Source organism: Rhizobium sp. NZLR10 (assembly GCF_019685125.1).
GTDB lineage: Bacteria > Pseudomonadota > Alphaproteobacteria > Rhizobiales > Rhizobiaceae > Rhizobium.
Genome location: NZ_JABDWE010000007.1, coordinates 73,816 through 90,192, shown reverse-complemented (window position 1 = coordinate 90,192; position 16,377 = coordinate 73,816). Strand labels below are relative to the sequence as shown.

At 61.8% G+C, this 16,377-nt stretch carries 20 protein-coding genes; 13 read left to right on the top strand and 7 right to left on the bottom strand.

Going from position 1 to position 16,377, the window contains the following annotated elements:
* Positions 1-3: 3 nt before the first annotated feature.
* The 5 genes from ftsY to HJB82_RS12595 form a co-directional block, all read right to left on the bottom strand.
* A complete protein-coding gene (ftsY, locus tag HJB82_RS12615) occupies positions 4-1,623 on the bottom strand; it encodes a signal recognition particle-docking protein FtsY (protein ID WP_221115455.1) in 1,620 nt (539 codons plus the stop codon).
* 17 nt (positions 1,624-1,640) lie between these two features.
* Positions 1,641-2,915 (bottom strand): tRNA (N(6)-L-threonylcarbamoyladenosine(37)-C(2))-methylthiotransferase MtaB, encoded by a 1,275-nt coding sequence (gene mtaB / locus HJB82_RS12610; protein ID WP_221115454.1) that lies wholly within the window; start codon positions 2,913-2,915, stop codon positions 1,641-1,643.
* A complete protein-coding gene (gene dapF, locus HJB82_RS12605; protein ID WP_221140122.1) occupies positions 2,912-3,817 on the bottom strand; it encodes a diaminopimelate epimerase in 906 nt (301 codons plus the stop codon). The genes mtaB and dapF overlap by 4 nt, the downstream gene beginning before the upstream one ends.
* Before the next feature lie 112 nt (positions 3,818-3,929).
* A complete protein-coding gene (locus HJB82_RS12600) occupies positions 3,930-4,154 on the bottom strand; it encodes a hypothetical protein (RefSeq protein WP_207584398.1) in 225 nt (74 codons plus the stop codon).
* A gap of 57 nt (positions 4,155-4,211) precedes the next feature.
* Entirely contained in the window at positions 4,212-4,433 is a 222-nt protein-coding gene (locus HJB82_RS12595; protein WP_221131655.1) for a hypothetical protein, read from the bottom strand.
* Between the two features lie 223 nt (positions 4,434-4,656).
* On the opposite strand from HJB82_RS12595, the gene ffh reads away from it, so the two are divergent.
* The 11 genes from ffh (at position 4,657) to HJB82_RS12540 (ending at position 13,336) form a co-directional block, all read left to right on the top strand.
* Complete coding sequence (gene ffh, locus HJB82_RS12590) at positions 4,657-6,243, top strand: signal recognition particle protein (protein WP_207582158.1); 1,587 nt, start codon at positions 4,657-4,659, stop codon at positions 6,241-6,243.
* Positions 6,244-6,259: 16 nt separating this feature from the next.
* Positions 6,260-6,580, top strand: a complete 321-nt coding sequence (locus HJB82_RS12585; RefSeq protein ID WP_003543666.1) for a chorismate mutase — start codon at positions 6,260-6,262, stop codon at positions 6,578-6,580.
* A 45-nt stretch (positions 6,581-6,625) separates the two neighbouring features.
* A complete protein-coding gene (rpsP, locus tag HJB82_RS12580) occupies positions 6,626-6,997 on the top strand; it encodes a 30S ribosomal protein S16 (protein WP_209880769.1) in 372 nt (123 codons plus the stop codon).
* Positions 6,998-7,111: 114 nt separating this feature from the next.
* Positions 7,112-7,681, top strand: a complete 570-nt coding sequence (gene rimM / locus HJB82_RS12575) for a ribosome maturation factor RimM (protein ID WP_007632422.1) — start codon at positions 7,112-7,114, stop codon at positions 7,679-7,681.
* Positions 7,682-7,685: 4 nt separating this feature from the next.
* Positions 7,686-8,387, top strand: coding sequence for a tRNA (guanosine(37)-N1)-methyltransferase TrmD (gene trmD / locus HJB82_RS12570; protein ID WP_207582160.1), 702 nt, complete (start codon positions 7,686-7,688; stop codon positions 8,385-8,387).
* A gap of 213 nt (positions 8,388-8,600) precedes the next feature.
* Complete coding sequence (rplS, locus tag HJB82_RS12565) at positions 8,601-9,143, top strand: 50S ribosomal protein L19 (RefSeq protein WP_207582161.1); 543 nt, start codon at positions 8,601-8,603, stop codon at positions 9,141-9,143.
* Between the two features lie 161 nt (positions 9,144-9,304).
* On the top strand, positions 9,305-10,102 hold the full coding sequence (locus HJB82_RS12560; protein ID WP_207582162.1) for a basic amino acid ABC transporter substrate-binding protein: 798 nt from the start codon (positions 9,305-9,307) through the stop codon (positions 10,100-10,102).
* A 16-nt stretch (positions 10,103-10,118) separates the two neighbouring features.
* Entirely contained in the window at positions 10,119-10,931 is an 813-nt protein-coding gene (locus tag HJB82_RS12555) for an amino acid ABC transporter permease (protein WP_207582163.1), read from the top strand.
* Positions 10,932-10,978: 47 nt separating this feature from the next.
* Complete coding sequence (locus HJB82_RS12550; protein WP_007632413.1) at positions 10,979-11,140, top strand: hypothetical protein; 162 nt, start codon at positions 10,979-10,981, stop codon at positions 11,138-11,140.
* Positions 11,141-11,215: 75 nt separating this feature from the next.
* Positions 11,216-12,625: a 3-isopropylmalate dehydratase large subunit gene (leuC, locus tag HJB82_RS12545; RefSeq protein WP_207582164.1), complete on the top strand. Its 1,410-nt coding sequence runs from the start codon at positions 11,216-11,218 to the stop codon at positions 12,623-12,625.
* A 363-nt stretch (positions 12,626-12,988) separates the two neighbouring features.
* Entirely contained in the window at positions 12,989-13,336 is a 348-nt protein-coding gene (locus HJB82_RS12540; RefSeq protein WP_221140120.1) for a cell surface protein, read from the top strand.
* 98 nt (positions 13,337-13,434) lie between these two features.
* Here the strand turns inward: HJB82_RS12540 and HJB82_RS12535 are convergent, their stop codons facing one another.
* Together HJB82_RS12535 and HJB82_RS12530 are read right to left on the bottom strand one after the other, a co-directional pair.
* Complete coding sequence (locus HJB82_RS12535) at positions 13,435-14,265, bottom strand: aldo/keto reductase (RefSeq protein ID WP_221140119.1); 831 nt, start codon at positions 14,263-14,265, stop codon at positions 13,435-13,437.
* A gap of 130 nt (positions 14,266-14,395) precedes the next feature.
* On the bottom strand, positions 14,396-14,917 hold the full coding sequence (locus HJB82_RS12530) for a L,D-transpeptidase (protein ID WP_221140117.1): 522 nt from the start codon (positions 14,915-14,917) through the stop codon (positions 14,396-14,398).
* A gap of 166 nt (positions 14,918-15,083) precedes the next feature.
* Between HJB82_RS12530 and HJB82_RS12525 the strand changes: the two genes are divergently transcribed.
* Complete coding sequence (locus tag HJB82_RS12525; RefSeq protein WP_003582964.1) at positions 15,084-15,767, top strand: response regulator transcription factor; 684 nt, start codon at positions 15,084-15,086, stop codon at positions 15,765-15,767.
* Between the two features lie 114 nt (positions 15,768-15,881).
* A complete protein-coding gene (locus HJB82_RS12520) occupies positions 15,882-16,337 on the top strand; it encodes a cyclic nucleotide-binding domain-containing protein (protein WP_207582167.1) in 456 nt (151 codons plus the stop codon).
* Positions 16,338-16,377: the final 40 nt, after the last annotated feature.

Genomic DNA, 16,377 nt, shown 5'->3' with positions numbered 1-16,377 from the left:
GCATCATTGGGGAAGTCCGGCAATGGCATGAGCGAAATCCTCAGCCTCGAACGGTTCCAGATCCTCGACGCCCTCGCCGATCCCGATGAAATAGACCGGCAGCTTATGCTTGGCGGAAATGGCAACGAGAATGCCGCCGCGCGCCGTGCCGTCGAGCTTGGTCATGATCAGCCCATTGACGCCGGCGACGTTGCGGAAGATCTCGACCTGGCTGAGCGCATTCTGCCCGGTGGTGGCGTCGAGCGTCTGCAGCACGGTGTGCGGAGCATCGGGATCGAGCTTGCCAAGCACGCGGACGATCTTCTCGAGCTCGGCCATCAGCTCGGCCTTGTTCTGCAGCCGGCCGGCGGTATCGACGATCAGCACGTCGCATTTTTTTGCTTTCGCCAGTTCGAAGGCGTCATAGGCAAGGCCGGCGGCATCGGCGCCGAGTTTGGTGCCGATGAATTCGGATTTCGTCCGGTCGGCCCAGATTTTCAGCTGCTCGATTGCCGCGGCGCGAAAGGTGTCGCCGGCAGCCAGCATCACCTTCAGCCCGGCGCCGGAGAGCTTCGCCGCGAGTTTGCCGATGGTCGTCGTCTTGCCGGTGCCGTTGACGCCGACGACGAGGATGACATGCGGCTTGTGCGACAGGTCGAGTTGCAGCGGCTTGGCGACCGGCTTCAGAACCTTGGCGATTTCGGACGCCATGATCCGGCTGACGTCCTCGCCGGTGACATCCTTGCCATAACGCTCGGAAGCCAGGGTATCGGTGACCCGCATGGCGGTCTCGACGCCAAGATCGGCCTGGATCAGCAGGTCTTCCAGATCCTGCAGCGTCTCGTCATCAAGCTTGCGCTTGGTAAAGAGCGCGGTGATCTGGCCGGTCAGCTGCGAGGAGGTGCGTGCAAGGCCGTTGCGCAGGCGCTGGAACCAGCTGAGTTTCGGCTGCGGGAGAATGGGTTCCGGCGCGACGATTGCCGGCCCGGTGGCAAAGCCTTTGGGAAGACTGGGAGATTCCGGCTTCGGCTGTTCGGCGATCGTCTCGGAAGGCTCGGTGGATGTGATACCCCCCTCTGCCCTGCCGGACATCTCACCCACAAGGGGGGAGATCGGCTGAACGGAAATGTCTTCTTCTACATTGATCTCAGCAGAAATTTCCTCTGAGAGCGCTTCTGCGACTTCCGCTGTCCCTTCGACCGAAGCCGGCGCGTCAGCCTCCGAACGATCTCCCCCCTTGTGGGGGAGATGTCCCGAAGGGACAGAGGGGGGTGCTTCCGCAGCGTTGCCGTTGGTCGGCTGGGTTTCCGTCTCCGCTTCTGCGGTGGCCTCGGCCTCCAGCAGCGAAAGCGGCACCACACCCATGTCGCTCAACTGGTCAGCAGGGGGCAGGATAGCGGGTTCGGCATCATCCTCGCCGGCAGGCTCCTCCGCCCCGCCCTGTCCGACATCGGCAGCCGGGCCGCCAGCCGTATCCATTTCCTCGGCGAGAACCGGATCATCGGCAAGCGGCAGATGCTCTTCGCGCGAATGCGGCTCAAGTTCTGCTTGCAGCGCCTTTACGTCGGCAGTCTCTACCGTATCTGTCTCCGCCGGCTTGTCCTTGCCGAAGGTGAAGACCTTTTTGATAAAACTGAGCGCCATGGGGATTCCGTGAGAAGTCAGGCCGCCTCTGCGGCCGTCAATTGCATGTCGAGATGCTTGCCATTGTGGCCGGTGATCGTGGCCGGCACAAGTTCGCCGGGACGAAGGCCGGGTGCCGCGGCAAGCGTGAAGTTTTCCGTATGCGCCAGGCCGCTGTTTTCGACAAGCAGCCATTGCCGGCTGCCGATCATGCCGTCGAGATGGGCTTGATGGAGCCTATGTCCAGTGGCACGCAGCCTGGCGGCGCGCTCCTTGACCTGCGACCGGTCGAGCTGCGGCATGCGGGCTGCCGGCGTGCCGGGACGGGGGCTGTAGGGGAAGACGTGCAGATGCGCGATGTCGGCCTCTTCGGCCAGCCGCACGGCATTTTCGAACATCTCTTCGGTTTCGGTGGGAAAGCCGGCGATCATGTCGGCGCCGAAGCTCATATTGGGGCGAAGGCGGCGCGCCTCCTCGATGAAACGCAGCGCATCGGCGCGCAAATGCCGGCGCTTCATCCGCTTCAGGATCATGTCGTCGCCATGCTGCAGCGACAGATGCAGGTGCGGCATGAAGCGGGACTCGTCGGCGATGAGATCCATCAGGTGGGCATCGGCCTCGATGCTGTCGATCGAGGAAAGCCGCAGGCGGCGAATATCCGGAAGCTGTTTCAGCAGCGTCTTCGCCAGAAATCCGAGCGTCGGCGCCCCCGGCAGATCGCCGCCATAACTTGTGGCGTCGACGCCGGTCAGCACGATCTCGCGATACCCGCTGTCGACGAGCTTGCGGGCCTGGTCGACGACCGCTCCCATCGGCACGGAGCGGGAATTGCCGCGGCCATAGGGGATGATGCAGAAGGTGCAGCGGTGGTCGCAGCCATTCTGCACCTGGATAAAGGCGCGCACATGGCCGTCGATATGCCTGACCATCTGCGGCGCCGTCGCCTTGACGCTCATGATATCGTTGACACGGAGTTTCTCTTCGGCCGAAACGCCGAAGTCCGGCAGGCTGCGATAGGAGCCGCTCGAAAGCTTCTCCTCGTTGCCGAGCACGGCATCGACCTCTGCCATCGCGGCGAAGGTCTCTTTCTCAGTCTGTGCGGCGCAGCCGGTGACGATGATGCGGGCATGCGGATTGTCGCGTCGCACCCGGCGGATCGCCTGGCGGGCCTGGCGCACAGCCTCACCGGTGACCGCACAAGTATTGACCAGGACGGCGTTGTTGAGCCCGGCCTTCTCAGCCTGCGCCTTCATCACTTCCGATTCATATGTGTTGAGGCGGCAGCCGAAGGTAATGACCTCGATGCCGCTCACTGTGCCTCCGCCTCTGGGGTACCATCGCGTGACCAGAGACCGGTCGAAGGATCGACCCTGCCCGACCATTCCCATTCGGCTGGGCCGGTCATGATGACATGGTCGTCGCGCTCGCGCCATTCGATCGAAAGCGTGGCCGGCGGCTTGGCGCTTGCGACGTTGACCGTCAACTTGCGGCCGGTGCGGCCGGTGCGTGCGGCGCTGACAGCGGCGGAACAGGCCGCCGAGCCGCAGGCGAGCGTCAGCCCGGCGCCGCGCTCCCAGGTGCGCGTCGTGATCGATGTCGGCGAGGTCACCTGCGCCAGCGTGATATTGGCGCGCTCGGGAAACATCGGATGGTTTTCCAGCAGCGGTCCGAAGCGGGCGAGATCGTGGGACATCACGTCCCGATCCACCCAGAAGATCGCATGCGGATTGCCCATCGACATCACCGAGGGCGAATGCAGCACCGGATTGTCGATCGGTCCGATCTGTAGTTCGATGCGGCTGGTATCGTGGAATTCTTCGGCGAGCGGGATCCTGTTCCAATCGAACACCGGCCGGCCCATATCTACCGAGACCGTCCCGTCCTCGTGCTCGACGGCGTTGAGGATGCCGGCGACCGTCTGGAAGGTGAAGGCCTTCCGGCCGGTCTCGGCGGCCAGCGCCTGCACGACGCAGCGCGTGCCGTTGCCGCAAGCCTGCGCCTTCGAACCGTCGGAATTCAAGATATCGATGAAGGCGTCGGTGCCCTCGGCCTTCGGATCATGGATCGCCATGATCTGGTCGAACTCGGTCTGCGGATCGACATTGAGCGCAACCGCCGCCGCAGGCGTCACCTTGTCCGGCCGGCCGCGCATGTCGACAACCAGGATCTTGTTGCCAAGCCCGTTCATCCTCGCGAATTCGACCGTTGCGCTCATGATATCATCCGTCCGTCTTTCCGGTGTATATGGCGGAAATGCGAAAGAATTGCCAGTGGGATGAGTGCCGGGCAGACGCTGTGGCCCGCCGACCCTTCAAGCCGGTTCGGCTTTACCGCTCGGCGCCGTCTGGATCGAAGGACGCGGCATGCGCCTCGACAATAGCTGCGGTGATGACCTTTCTCAGCTCGTAGACCAGCGAGCGGGACCGCTTGCGATCCAGATCCTGTGCCGCCTTTGCAAGGTTCAGGCCTTCGTTCAAAACAATATGATGGGCCCGCGCCAGCGCCCAGCTCTCAATATCAGGATTTAACATTCGATATCTCCGCCGATTCATCGGCATCAAGGATATTCACGAATCATTTTACAGGACGCACTTAAGTAGAAAGTAGAATCACAAGCGGAATAATTTGCAACTGGCCGCTACAGCGAATTCGAACGACTGAGCGGAATTTTGAGCGGTAAAATCTGAAAACCGGCAGAATTCGCCGGCAGAATCGCAAGTCCAATACATCGGTTCAATCGACGATCGACTGCGTTGTTTCTTCAGGACGGCACCGTCGCGCACGCCGACATCACGCGACTTCTGAAAAATCGCGACGAGCCGTTGCCCCATCTGCCTTGACTTTCCCGCGCGTTTCCTGTTTATCCCGCCCAATCCGCGACGAGCCGCATGACTCCGAGCCGCCGACCGGGACCTGAGATCCCGGAGGTCAACACCCGACAGCGCGATGCGCCCTCGGGTGCTTTTTGGCTTTGCGTCTTGTTTTCGTCAAGGAAAAGCACGACGTTTCCGGGCATATCCGACCCCCCGCCCGAAACGTATCAAGGAAGAGCCGATGTTTGAAAACCTCCAGGACCGTCTTGGATCCATTCTGAATGGACTGACAGGCCGTGGCGCGCTTTCGGAAGCCGATGTTTCCGCAGCGCTGCGCGAGGTTCGCCGTGCTTTGCTGGAGGCGGACGTCGCTCTCGACGTCGTGCGCTCCTTTACCGACCGCGTGCGTGAAAAGGCCGTCGGCGCCGAGATCCTGAAGTCGATCAAGCCCGGCCAGATGGTCGTCAAGATCGTCCATGACGAACTGATCGAGATGCTGGGCGGCGAAGGTGTCGGCATCGACCTGCATGCGGCGGCCCCCGTCGTCGTCATGATGGTCGGCCTGCAGGGCTCCGGCAAGACGACGACGACGGCCAAGATCGCCCACCGCCTGTCGACGCGCGATAAGAAGAAAGTGCTGATGGCGTCGCTCGACACGCGCCGTCCGGCAGCCCAGGAGCAACTTCGCCAGCTCGGCGCCCAGGCCAATATCGACACGCTGCCTGTCATATCAGGCCAGTCGCCGACCGATATCGCCGCCCGCGCCGTCCAGGCGGCCAAGCTCGGCGGCCATGACGTCGTCATCCTCGATACCGCCGGCCGCACCCATATCGACGAGCCCTTGATGGCCGAGATGGCCGACATCAAGAAGCGCTCGAACCCGCATGAAATCCTGCTGGTCGCCGACAGCCTCACCGGTCAGGACGCCGTCAACCTCGCCCGCAGTTTCGACGAGCGCGTCGGCATCACCGGCCTGGTGCTGACCCGCATGGACGGCGACGGTCGCGGCGGTGCTGCCCTTTCGATGCGCGCCGTCACCGGCAAGCCGATCAAGCTGATCGGCGTCGGCGAGAAGATGAGCGAGCTCGAGGAGTTCCATCCCCGCCGCATCGCTGACCGCATCCTCGGCATGGGCGACATCGTTTCGCTCGTCGAGCGCGCGGCCGAGAATATCGACGCCGAGAAGGCGGCCGCCATGGCCGCCAAGATGGCCAAGGGCAAATTCGACCTTGACGACCTCGCCGACCAGCTGCGCCAGATGCAGAAGATGGGCGGTATGGGCGGCATTATGGGGATGATGCCCGGCATGTCGGGCATGAAGGACAAGATGGCCGCAGCCGGCCTCGACGACCGGCTTTTCGGCCGTCAGATCGCCATCATCCAGTCGATGACCAAGGCCGAGCGCACCAATCCCGACCTGCTCAAGCATTCGCGCAAGAAGCGCATCGCCGCCGGCTCCGGCACCGATGCCGCCGCCATCAACAAACTTCTGAAGATGCACCGCCAGATGGCGGACATGATGAAGATGATGGGCGGCAAGGGCAAAGGCGGCATGATGAAGCAGATGATGGGCGGCCTTGCCGGCAAGATGGGGCTTGGCGGTGGCATGGGCGGTATGGGTGGCGGTATGCCCGATCTCTCGAATATCGATCCCCGGCAGCTCGAAGCCTTGCAGAAGCAGGCAGAAGCGGCGGGACTTGGAAAGCCGGGTGGGGGTATGCCCGGTCTCGGCGGTCTGCCGGGTGGTTTGTCGGGCCTCGGCGGCGCCAAGCTGCCGGGCCTTGGCGGTGGTTTCCCGGGATTGCCCGGATTGCCGAAGAAGAAGTGAAAGGATCGCTTGCCCCATGATTGATCCAAACGTCAAAGCCCAGCTCGCGAGCTATCGTCAGTCGATCGACAACATCGATGCCGCTCTCGTGCACATGCTGGCCGAACGCTTCCGCTGCACCAAAGAGGTCGGCGTGCTGAAGGCCAAATACAATCTGCCGCCGGCCGACCCGGCGCGCGAGGAATACCAGATCGAACGCCTTCGCCAGCTGGCGAAGGCTGCCAATCTGGACCCGGATTTCGCCGAGAAGTTCCTGAACTTCGTCATCAAGGAAGTCATCCGGCATCATGAGCAGATCGCTGCGGATCACGCTGAGCAGAGCGCCGCAGCCCGATAACCCCGCCTAATCAGGCGATCAAGAAAAGCCTAAGGAGTAAAGAACATGGCACTGAAAATTCGTCTCGCCCGCGGTGGCTCCAAGAAGCGCCCGTACTACCACGTCGTTCTCGCCGATGCGCGCAGCCCGCGTGACGGCCGCTTCCTCGAAAGCCTCGGTTCCTGGAACCCGATGCTTGCCAAGGACGATGAGAAGCGCGTTCAGCTGAACGCCGAGCGTATCAAGCATTGGATCGAACAAGGCGCCCAGCCGACCGATCGCGTTCTGCGCTTCCTCGATGAAGCCGGCGTTGCCAAGCGCGAAGTCAAGAACAACCCGGTCAAGGCAAAGCCTGGCAAGCGCGCCCAGGAACGCGCCGCCGAAAAGGCTCAGAAGGTTGCTGACGCCGCCGCTGCTGCTGCCGACGCCGCGGAATAATCGGGACAGTCCCTTATCGAACGGGCGGCATGGCGACATGCCGCCCGTTTTCGTTTCCAATCGTCCGCACTTCGTTTATGAGAAACTGACTTTCGGCTTCACATGAAGGAACCCATGACAAAGCTTGAAAACCCCGTTCTGATGGCAACGATCGGTGGCGCGCAAGGCCTCCGGGGAGAGGTGCGTGCCAAGGCCTACACAGCCGATCCGAGCTCACTTGGCGACTACGGCCACCTGCACAGCATGGACGGCCGCAGCTTCGAAGTGCTGGAAATCCGCGAGACGAAGAATATCGTCGTCGTCCGTTTCCGCGGCGTCAACGACCGCAATGCCGCCGAGGCGCTGAACGGGCTTGAGCTCTATATCGAGCGCGACAACCTGCCGGACGAAGAGCTGGAGGACGACGAGTTCTACTATGCCGATCTCGAAGGTCTCGAAGCACGCGACGACAAGGGCGTCAGCTATGGCACGGTCACCGGCGTCTTCGATTTCGGCGGCGGCGACCTGCTGGAACTCAAGGGTCCGGGCAAACGCCCGGTGCTAATCCCCTTCTCCGAAGCCTCGGTGCTGGAGATCGATCTCGAGGCCGGAACGCTGCTGATCGATCCACTGGCGGCAGGGCTGGTCGACGATTCCGAAGAGCTTTCGAAATTCACCGCGGACAAGCCGAAAAAGAAGAAGTAACGCCATGGCCTTCCGGGCGAGCGTGCTGACACTCTATCCGGAAATGTTTCCGGGGCATCTGGGCTTCTCGCTCGCCGGCAAGGCGATGGAGCGAGGGCAATGGTCGCTGGATGCAGTGCAAATCCGCGACTTCGCCACCGACAGGCACCGCACCGTCGACGACACTCCGGCTGGCGGCGGCGCCGGCATGGTGCTGAAACCCGACGTTCTCGCCCGTGCGATCGACAGCACCGCGGAAAATGATACCCGCCCGCGCCTGCTGATGAGCCCGCGCGGCCGGCCGCTGACGCAGGAGCGCGTACGCGAGCTTGCGGCCGGCAACGGCGTCATCATCGTCTGCGGCCGCTTTGAGGGCGTCGACCAGCGAGTGATCGAGGCGCGCGGACTGGAAGAGGTCTCGATCGGCGACTACGTGCTATCAGGCGGCGAGCCGGCGGCGCTGATCGTGCTCGACGCGATCATCCGCATCCTGCCCGGTGTCATGGGCAACGATCTTTCCGGCCTGCACGAAAGCTTCGAAGGCGGCCTTCTGGAACATCCCCACTATACCCGGCCGCAGGCTTGGGAAGGCCGGGAAATCCCCGCCATTCTCACCTCGGGCAACCACGGCGCCATCGAAAAATGGCGGCATCAGGAGGCGGTGCGGCTGACGCGGGAGCGACGGCCGGACCTGCTCGAAAAAGCTGAGAGTGACAAAAACGGCTGATTTCACGGCCTTTTTCACAAAAATGTCGTGCGAGGGATGACAAGCCCTGGGCTTTGGTGTATTGGCGCACGCGGAAATGGGGTTTATCCCCGTCTGCCAGCAAACAAAGAATGGCGAACCCGCTCCCGCCCGAAAGGGCAAAGTCCCGAGGCCAGTTCCAAAGGATCAGTGTCGAGCGCTCTGGCTGTTTCAGAAGAACCAAAGGTTAAGACGATGAACATCATTCAGCAGCTTGAGGCCGAACAGGTCGCCAAGATCGAAGCCAAGCGCACGCTTCCAGAATTTTCCCCGGGCGACACCCTCCGCGTCAACGTGAAGGTCACGGAAGGCACCCGTACCCGCGTTCAGGCCTATGAAGGCGTCTGCATCGCCCGCTCCGGCGGCGGCCTGCAGGAAAACTTCACGGTCCGCAAGATCTCCTACGGCGAAGGCGTCGAGCGCGTATTCCCGGTTTACTCGCCGATGATCGAAAGCGTCGACGTCGTTCGCCGTGGTAAGGTCCGTCGCGCCAAGCTTTATTACCTGCGCGACCGTCGCGGCAAGTCTGCCCGTATTGTTGAAGACACCGGCGTCCGCGCCCGCAAGCTCAACGACGCCGAGCGCGCCGCCATTGCCGAGGAAAAGGCACGCATCGAAGCTGAAAAGGTTGCAGCAGCCCAGGCGCTCGCCGCCGAGAAGGCAGTAGCAGAAGCAGCGGAAGCCAAGGCCGCTGCTGAAGCAGCAGCCGCTGCCGCCGCGGAACCGGCAGCAGAATAACATCTGCGTGACGCAGTCTTTGCTTGAAGCAAAATTCTTTGCTTGAAAAGGCGGCCTTCGGGTCGCCTTTTCTATTTTTTGCTTCGGCGTGCAGCAGGCGGCCTTGCCTCGGACCTATCTTCCATGACAGTTTTTGCCGTTCAATTTTAGGGAACCGATCAATGTTGTTTCGCCGCACCGTTCTTGCGAGCTTCGCCGCCCTTAGTCTTCTGCCGCTCGCCGCAATGGCCGCTGCGCTGCCCGATCTCGGCGGCAAGAGCGTCGTCGTCGTTACCGAGAACGCCTATCCGCCGCTGCAATTCGTGGATCCGAAATCCGGCAAGCCGATCGGCTGGGAATATGATGCGATGAACGAGATCGCCAAGCGCCTGAATTTCAAGGTCGAGTATCAGAACACCAGCTGGGACGCGATGATCCAGGCGGTTTCCGACGGCCAGTACAATATCGGCATGACCGGCATTACCATCAAGGAAGACCGCAAGCAGAAGGTCGATTTCTCCGACCCCTATATGCGCTCGCAGCAGTTCATGCTGGTGCGCGGCGACGAGAAGCGTTTCACCGAGGCCAAGTCCTTCGGCGCATTCAAGGACGGCCTGGTCGGCGCGCAACCCGGCACGACGCCTTTCTATACCGCTGTCTATGAAGTGCTCGACGGCAACGAACAGAACCCGCGCATCAAGCTGTTCGAAACCTTCGGCGCCACCGTCCAGGCCCTGAAGGCCGGCGACGTCGACGTCGTGTTGACCGACGGCACTGCCGGCAAGGGTTATGTCGATGCCTCGGGTGGCGCCCTGAAACTGATCGGCGAGCCGCTCGGCACCGAGGATTTCGGCTTCATTTTCCCGAAGGGCTCCGATCTCGTCGCCCCGGTCAATGCCGCCATCGCCGCTCTCAAGGCCGACGGCACGCTGGATGCGCTGAACAAGAAGTGGTTCCTCGACTACAAGATGGGCGAATGACGCCGAGCAATTGCTGATGGCTTTGCGACCATCTCCCGACAGGCACGTCAAGGACGACTATCCCTGGTGGCTGATCGCGCTTGTCGTGATCGGCATCGCCCTTGCTGCCGTCATCGTCGCCAACGACATCTACGCTCAGGTTTTCCGCACCGTCGTCAACGGTGTCGGCATCACCGTCTTCGTCACGCTGGTCGCCTTCGTGCTCGCCACCGTGCTCGGCCTCGGCATCTGCCTGCTCGGCATGGCCGACAGCCAGGTGTTGCGCCAGATCGCGCGATTCTACATTGAGATCATCCGCGGCATCCCGATCCTCGTGCTACTGTTCTACGTCGCCTTCGTCGGTGCACCGGCTCTGGTTGCTTCCTATAACGTCCTGATTTCGCCGCTGGTGACATCAGGCATGGCCGAGCCCATCCTGGTGCGCGATCTCTCGTTGATGTGGCGAGCGATCATCGCGCTGACGATCGGTTACTCTTCCTTCATCGCCGAGATCTTCCGGGCCGGTTTCCAGTCGGTCGATCTCGGCCAGATCGAGGCTGCCAAGGCACTCGGCCTTTCCCGCTACCGGCGCTTCCGTTCCGTCGTCTTCCCGCAGGCGATCCGGGTGATCTTCCCGCCGCTCTCCAACGATTTCGTCTCGATGGTGAAGGACAGCTCGCTCGTCTCCGTGCTCGGCGTCGCCGACATCACTCAGATGGGCAAGGTCTATGCCGCCGGCTCCTTCCGCTTCTTCGAAACCTATTCGATCGTCACCTATATCTACCTGATCCTGACGATCGGCCTGTCGCTGGCGCTGCGGCGGACGGAGAAGTGGATGAAGTCGCGGTGAACGATCGATAGCCGTGACACGGCTGAAGGGACCGCGGACGCCCTTTGATGATTCAAATTGAAGCCGCCGCGAAAAATCGTTATATGCAGGCGATGGAATCCAAGTTCAGATGCACAGGTGCGCATATTTTCGTGCTGCAGGACCACTATCGCCTGCCGGCGCGGTTCTTTGCATGCGTGTCCGGTGCGCTCAGCAGCCGACTTCGTTGATCGAATGACGGCCGACGGAGCCTGATCCGCTTTTTTCTCGATTTCCCAAAGCATCCAAAAAACGGACTTAACGCCATGAGCGCACCGCGTACTCTCTACGACAAGATCTGGGACGATCACCTGGTCGACCAACAGCCGGACGGCACCTGTCTTCTCTACATCGACCGCCATCTGGTCCATGAAGTCACGTCGCCGCAGGCGTTCGAAGGCCTGCGCATGACCGGCCGCAAGGTTCGCGCCCCGGAAAAGACGCTCGCCGTCGTCGACCATAACGTTCCGACCTCGCCCGATCGCCATCTCGGCATCAAAAACGAGGAAAGCCGCATCCAGGTGGAAGCGCTGGCCACCAACGCCGCCGAATTCGGCGTCGAATATTATTCGGCAAGCGACAAGCGCCAGGGCATCGTCCACATCGTCGGTCCGGAACAGGGCTTCACCCTGCCCGGCATGACCATCGTCTGCGGTGACAGCCACACTTCGACGCACGGCGCCTTCGGCGCGCTGGCGCACGGCATCGGCACCTCCGAAGTCGAGCATGTGCTGGCGACCCAGACGCTGATCCAGAAGAAGGCGAAGAACATGCTGGTGCGGGTCGACGGCCTGCTTCCGCCGCACGTTACCGCCAAGGACATCATCCTCGCCATCATCGGCGAAATCGGCACCGCCGGCGGCACCGGCCACGTCATCGAATTTGCCGGCGAAGCGATCCGCGCGCTGTCGATGGAAGGCCGCATGACCATCTGCAACATGACGATCGAAGGCGGCGCCCGCGCCGGCCTGATCGCCCCTGACGAAAAGACCTTCGAATACATCAAGGGCAAGCCGCGCGCGCCGAAGGGCGAGGCGCTGCAACAGGCAATCGCCTACTGGAAGACATTGGAGACCGACGAAGGCGCTCACTATGACCGCGTCGTCGTGCTCGATGCCGCCAGCCTGCCGCCGATCGTCTCCTGGGGCTCCTCGCCCGAGGACGTTATCTCCGTCCAGGGCATCGTCCCGAACCCCGACGACATCCAGGACGAGACCAAGCGCACCTCCAAGTGGCGCGCCCTCGACTATATGGGTCTGAAGCCTGGCACGAAGATGACCGACATTACCCTCGATCGCGTCTTCATCGGTTCCTGCACCAACGGCCGCATCGAGGATCTGCGCGAAGTCGCCAAGGTGGTCGAAGGCAAGACGGTTGCCGCCACCGTCGATGCGATGATCGTTCCGGGCTCCGGCCTCGTCAAGGAACAGGCGGAGGCCGAAGGCCTCGACAAGATCTTCAAGGCTGCCGGTTTCGACTGGCGCGAGCCGGGCTGCTCGATGTGTCTTGCCATGAATGACGACCGCCTGAAGCCGGGCGAGCGTTGCGCCTCGACCTCGAACCGCAACTTCGAAGGCCGTCAGGGCTTCAAGGGCCGCACGCATCTCGTCTCGCCGGCAATGGCCGCTGCCGCCGCAATCGCCGGTCACTTCGTCGATATCCGCGACTGGAACTGATCCGTCCGACGGAGAGAATGAAAGCCGCCCGATGCCTGCAGAGCATATCGGGCGGCTTCGCCTTTCATGACCCTGTCGCTTCGGCGCGAGACTATTGCGGCTTGCAGCACGGAGCACCACTCGGGCGCGCAAAGCGCTGCAGCGTCTTAAGGTTCTGCATGAAAACTTAGATCGCTTGCGATTTGATTATGCCCTTGCGGGCGAGCCCGTTTGTGCGCCGCCGGCAATTCCCATTTCATCCTTTCGGGCAATCGACATCGATATATTCCTGTGGCCTCATCGATATCAGGCGCGACACGCGGCAGAGCCCGTCAGCCTCCTGCGGATGGCTTCGGCGAACACCGCGCCTTGGGGAGTGTCGTCATGAGGCAGAAAGTGGCAAAGAGTCTCGCGAAAGCCATCCTGACCGTATTTGTATCGCTGGCATCGATTGAGGCCGTGGGCGCCGCGCCGATGCATCCAACCCTACCGCCGCTCGTAGAGGTCTCGTCGAGCACGCTGCAGGTGGCGCAGAACAGAGTACCGTCAGTCAACGGATATCGCGGCTCCAGCAAGGCCCGACCCGGTTATATCAAGAGCTCCAACGGTTATTGGTATCCCTCGCGTGCCTTCGACGATTATACCGGGTCGATTAGACGGCCGACGGACCTGGGCAATACCTGCAACTACGGCTTTGCCCCGACTAACGGATCGTCCAGTTGCAATTACTGACGTGAAGGCTGCGTGACCTGTGCCATGTGGCCGCCGCCTCGGGCGATCTCTTCCTCCAAGGCGGCCGCTGATGGGTTAGATTGTGATCGAAACGACGATCAGAAAGTTGCCGTCATCGGGTCCGGTCCCATGCGGGCGCCGGCGCGGTCGAGTCTGGCGATCGCCACCATGTCATCGGCATCAAGCTTGAAATCGAATACCTGGAAGTTCTCCTCAATACGCGACGGCGTCACCGACTTCGGGATGACGACGAGGCCGGTGTCGAGGTGCCAGCGGATGATGACCTGGGCCGGCGTCTTCCGATGCTTGCCGGCGATCTCACCGATAACCGGGTTCGAAATGAATTTGCCCTGGCCGAGAGGGCTCCAGGATTCGGTGGCGATATTCAGCTTCTTGTGCGCCTCCTGCGCCGCCTTCTGCTGGAAGTCTGGATGCAGTTCGATCTGGTTGATGACCGGAACGACACCGGTTTCGCCGATGATGCGCTCCAGATGTTCGGGAAAGAAATTCGACACGCCGATCGAGCGGGCGCGGCCCTCTTCGCGGATGCGCACGAAAGCCTTCCAGGTCTCGGTGTAGAGGCCGCGATGCGGCGACGGCCAGTGAATGAGATAGAGATCGACATAGTCGGAGCCGAGTTTCTTCAGGCTGCCGTCGAAGGCGCTGAGCGCATTGTCGTAACCCTGGTCGGTATTCCTAAGCTTGGTGGTGACGAAGATATCCTTGCGGTCGAGGCCGGAAGAGCGGATGCCTTCACCGACGCCCTCTTCGTTGTCGTAGCCGGACGCCGTATCGATATGGCGATAGCCGGCGGCAATTGCGGTGCGCACCGTCGGGGCGGCAATGTCCTGCGGCGTCTGCCAGACGCCGAGACCGACCTGGGGAACGGAATGTCCGTCATGGAAAGTAATGATGGGTTGAGCGGTCACAATATATCTCCGGGAGTTTGAGAATTGGACGAGGCATGAATTGCGCCCACACTTTTAGGCGTCCCGGAACGCATTTCAGCCTGAGCGCTCGGTCACCGAAAACATATAGGCGGCCGTATCCGGAAGACAATCAGAGGACCCGGACAATCGTCCCTTTCCGAAGATGCGGCAGAAGCCGGCGCATGTCGCTGAGGCTGACCGCCACGCAGCCGGCCGTCGGCTCGTAGCCCGGCCGGATGAGATGGAAGAAGATCGCCGAGCCGCGATTGCGCGCCCGCGAGGAGATGTTCCAGTCCATCACCAGACAGATATCGTAGAGCCCGTCGCCACGCCGCATCTCCTCATGGCTCGGGCCGAACGGCCCCCTGACGAGGCGATTATAGCTGGCGTTGTCGGGCTGATCGCACCAGAGCATGTCGGCGCGGATGCGGTGGATGGGAAGCGAAGTGGCGAGCCGGCCGTTTCGCTCACCACGCCGGAAGCCTGATATCAGTCTCATCGACGCGATCGGTGTGGCGCCGTCGCCCTCTCGTTTCATTGCGGTTCGTCCGGAGCGGCCGATCGCGGCAGGGACGGTGATGGCGCCGAACCGGACGATCGCCCGGCTTTTCTGCCCCGGCGCCGGACGCACCACGATCGTCGACGGCTTCATCCCCGGCTTCCGCCTTGTTTTTTCCATTTTTCTCGCATGTCTTGCATTGTCTGGGGCTCCCATTGAAATCATATGAAAACCTGTGCGGCAACAGCCCGCCGCCCGATCCTTGCCAAACCCGGAATTTGGCGTAGGACTAGGGAAGATAACACGAGGACAAGACGGCATGACCGCACGCACCATTCTTCTGGTGGATGACGACGACGACCTTCGTCAGACGCTGACGGAGCAATTGTCGCTGTATGAGGAGTTTTCGGTTCTGCAGGAAGCCAACGCCGGCAAGGGCGTTGCGACTGCCCGCTCGACACCGGTCGATCTGCTGATCATGGATGTCGGCCTGCCCGATATGGACGGCCGCGAGGCGGTGAAACTGCTGCGCAAGGGCGGCTTCAAGGCGCCAATCATCATGCTGACCGGCCACGATACCGATTCCGACACGATCCTTGGCCTCGAAGCCGGCGCCAACGACTATGTCACCAAGCCCTTCCGTTTCGCCGTGCTGCTCGCGCGCATTCGCGTGCAGCTGCGCCAGCACGAGCAGAGCGAGGACGCCACCTTCACCGTCGGCCCCTACCTCTTCAAGCCGAGCCAGAAACTGCTCACCACCGATAACGGCCAGAAGATCCGGCTGACGGAAAAGGAGGCGGCGATCATCCGCTATCTCTATCGTGCCGAACAGAAGGTCGTGACCCGCGACGTGCTTCTCGAAGAGGTCTGGGGCTATAATTCCGGCGTGACGACGCATACGCTGGAAACCCACGTTTACCGGCTGCGCCAGAAGATCGAGCGCGATCCCTCCAATGCCGAAATCCTGGTCACCGAAAACGGCGGCTACAAGATCATACCCTAGAGCATTCCGTTTTCTCCGAATCACGAAAATGCTCTATCTCTCTGTTTTCACGCAATTCTGGACGTAAAGCGGCTACGCGCTTTTGCTGGAATTGCTCTAAGGCGAAAAGCCCGCATGGCGCTGACCGACGACATCCACATGCTCGCGCAGCTTCCTTTGTTCAGGGATATGAACGAGGATCAGCTGCGGCTGATCGCCTTCGGCGCTGATCGGCGCATGATCGCGGCCGGCCAGATGCTGTTTCGCCAGGGCTCGCCCGCCGAGAGCGCCTATGTCGTCCTCAGCGGCAGCCTGGAGCTGAGTGCTGCAAGCAGCGACGGCATGCAGAAGACGGAGGGGGTCGCCGGCCCCGGAACGATGATTTCCGAGCTGGCGCTGGTCACGCTGGTGGAGCGCAAGTTCACCGCGGTGGCGCGCGAGGACACCGGCATCATCCGCATCACCCGCGCCCTCTTCCACCGGCTGATCGAGGAATATCCGGACGCAGCCCTGCTGATCCAGAACCGCATCCGCGACAATCTCGCCGAACTTGCGGCAAAGGCCGCAAGCCAGTTTTACCGCTTCAGCTGAAGCCTGTTGGAGCGGTTCTGCGCTTCCACGAAAAGCTGAA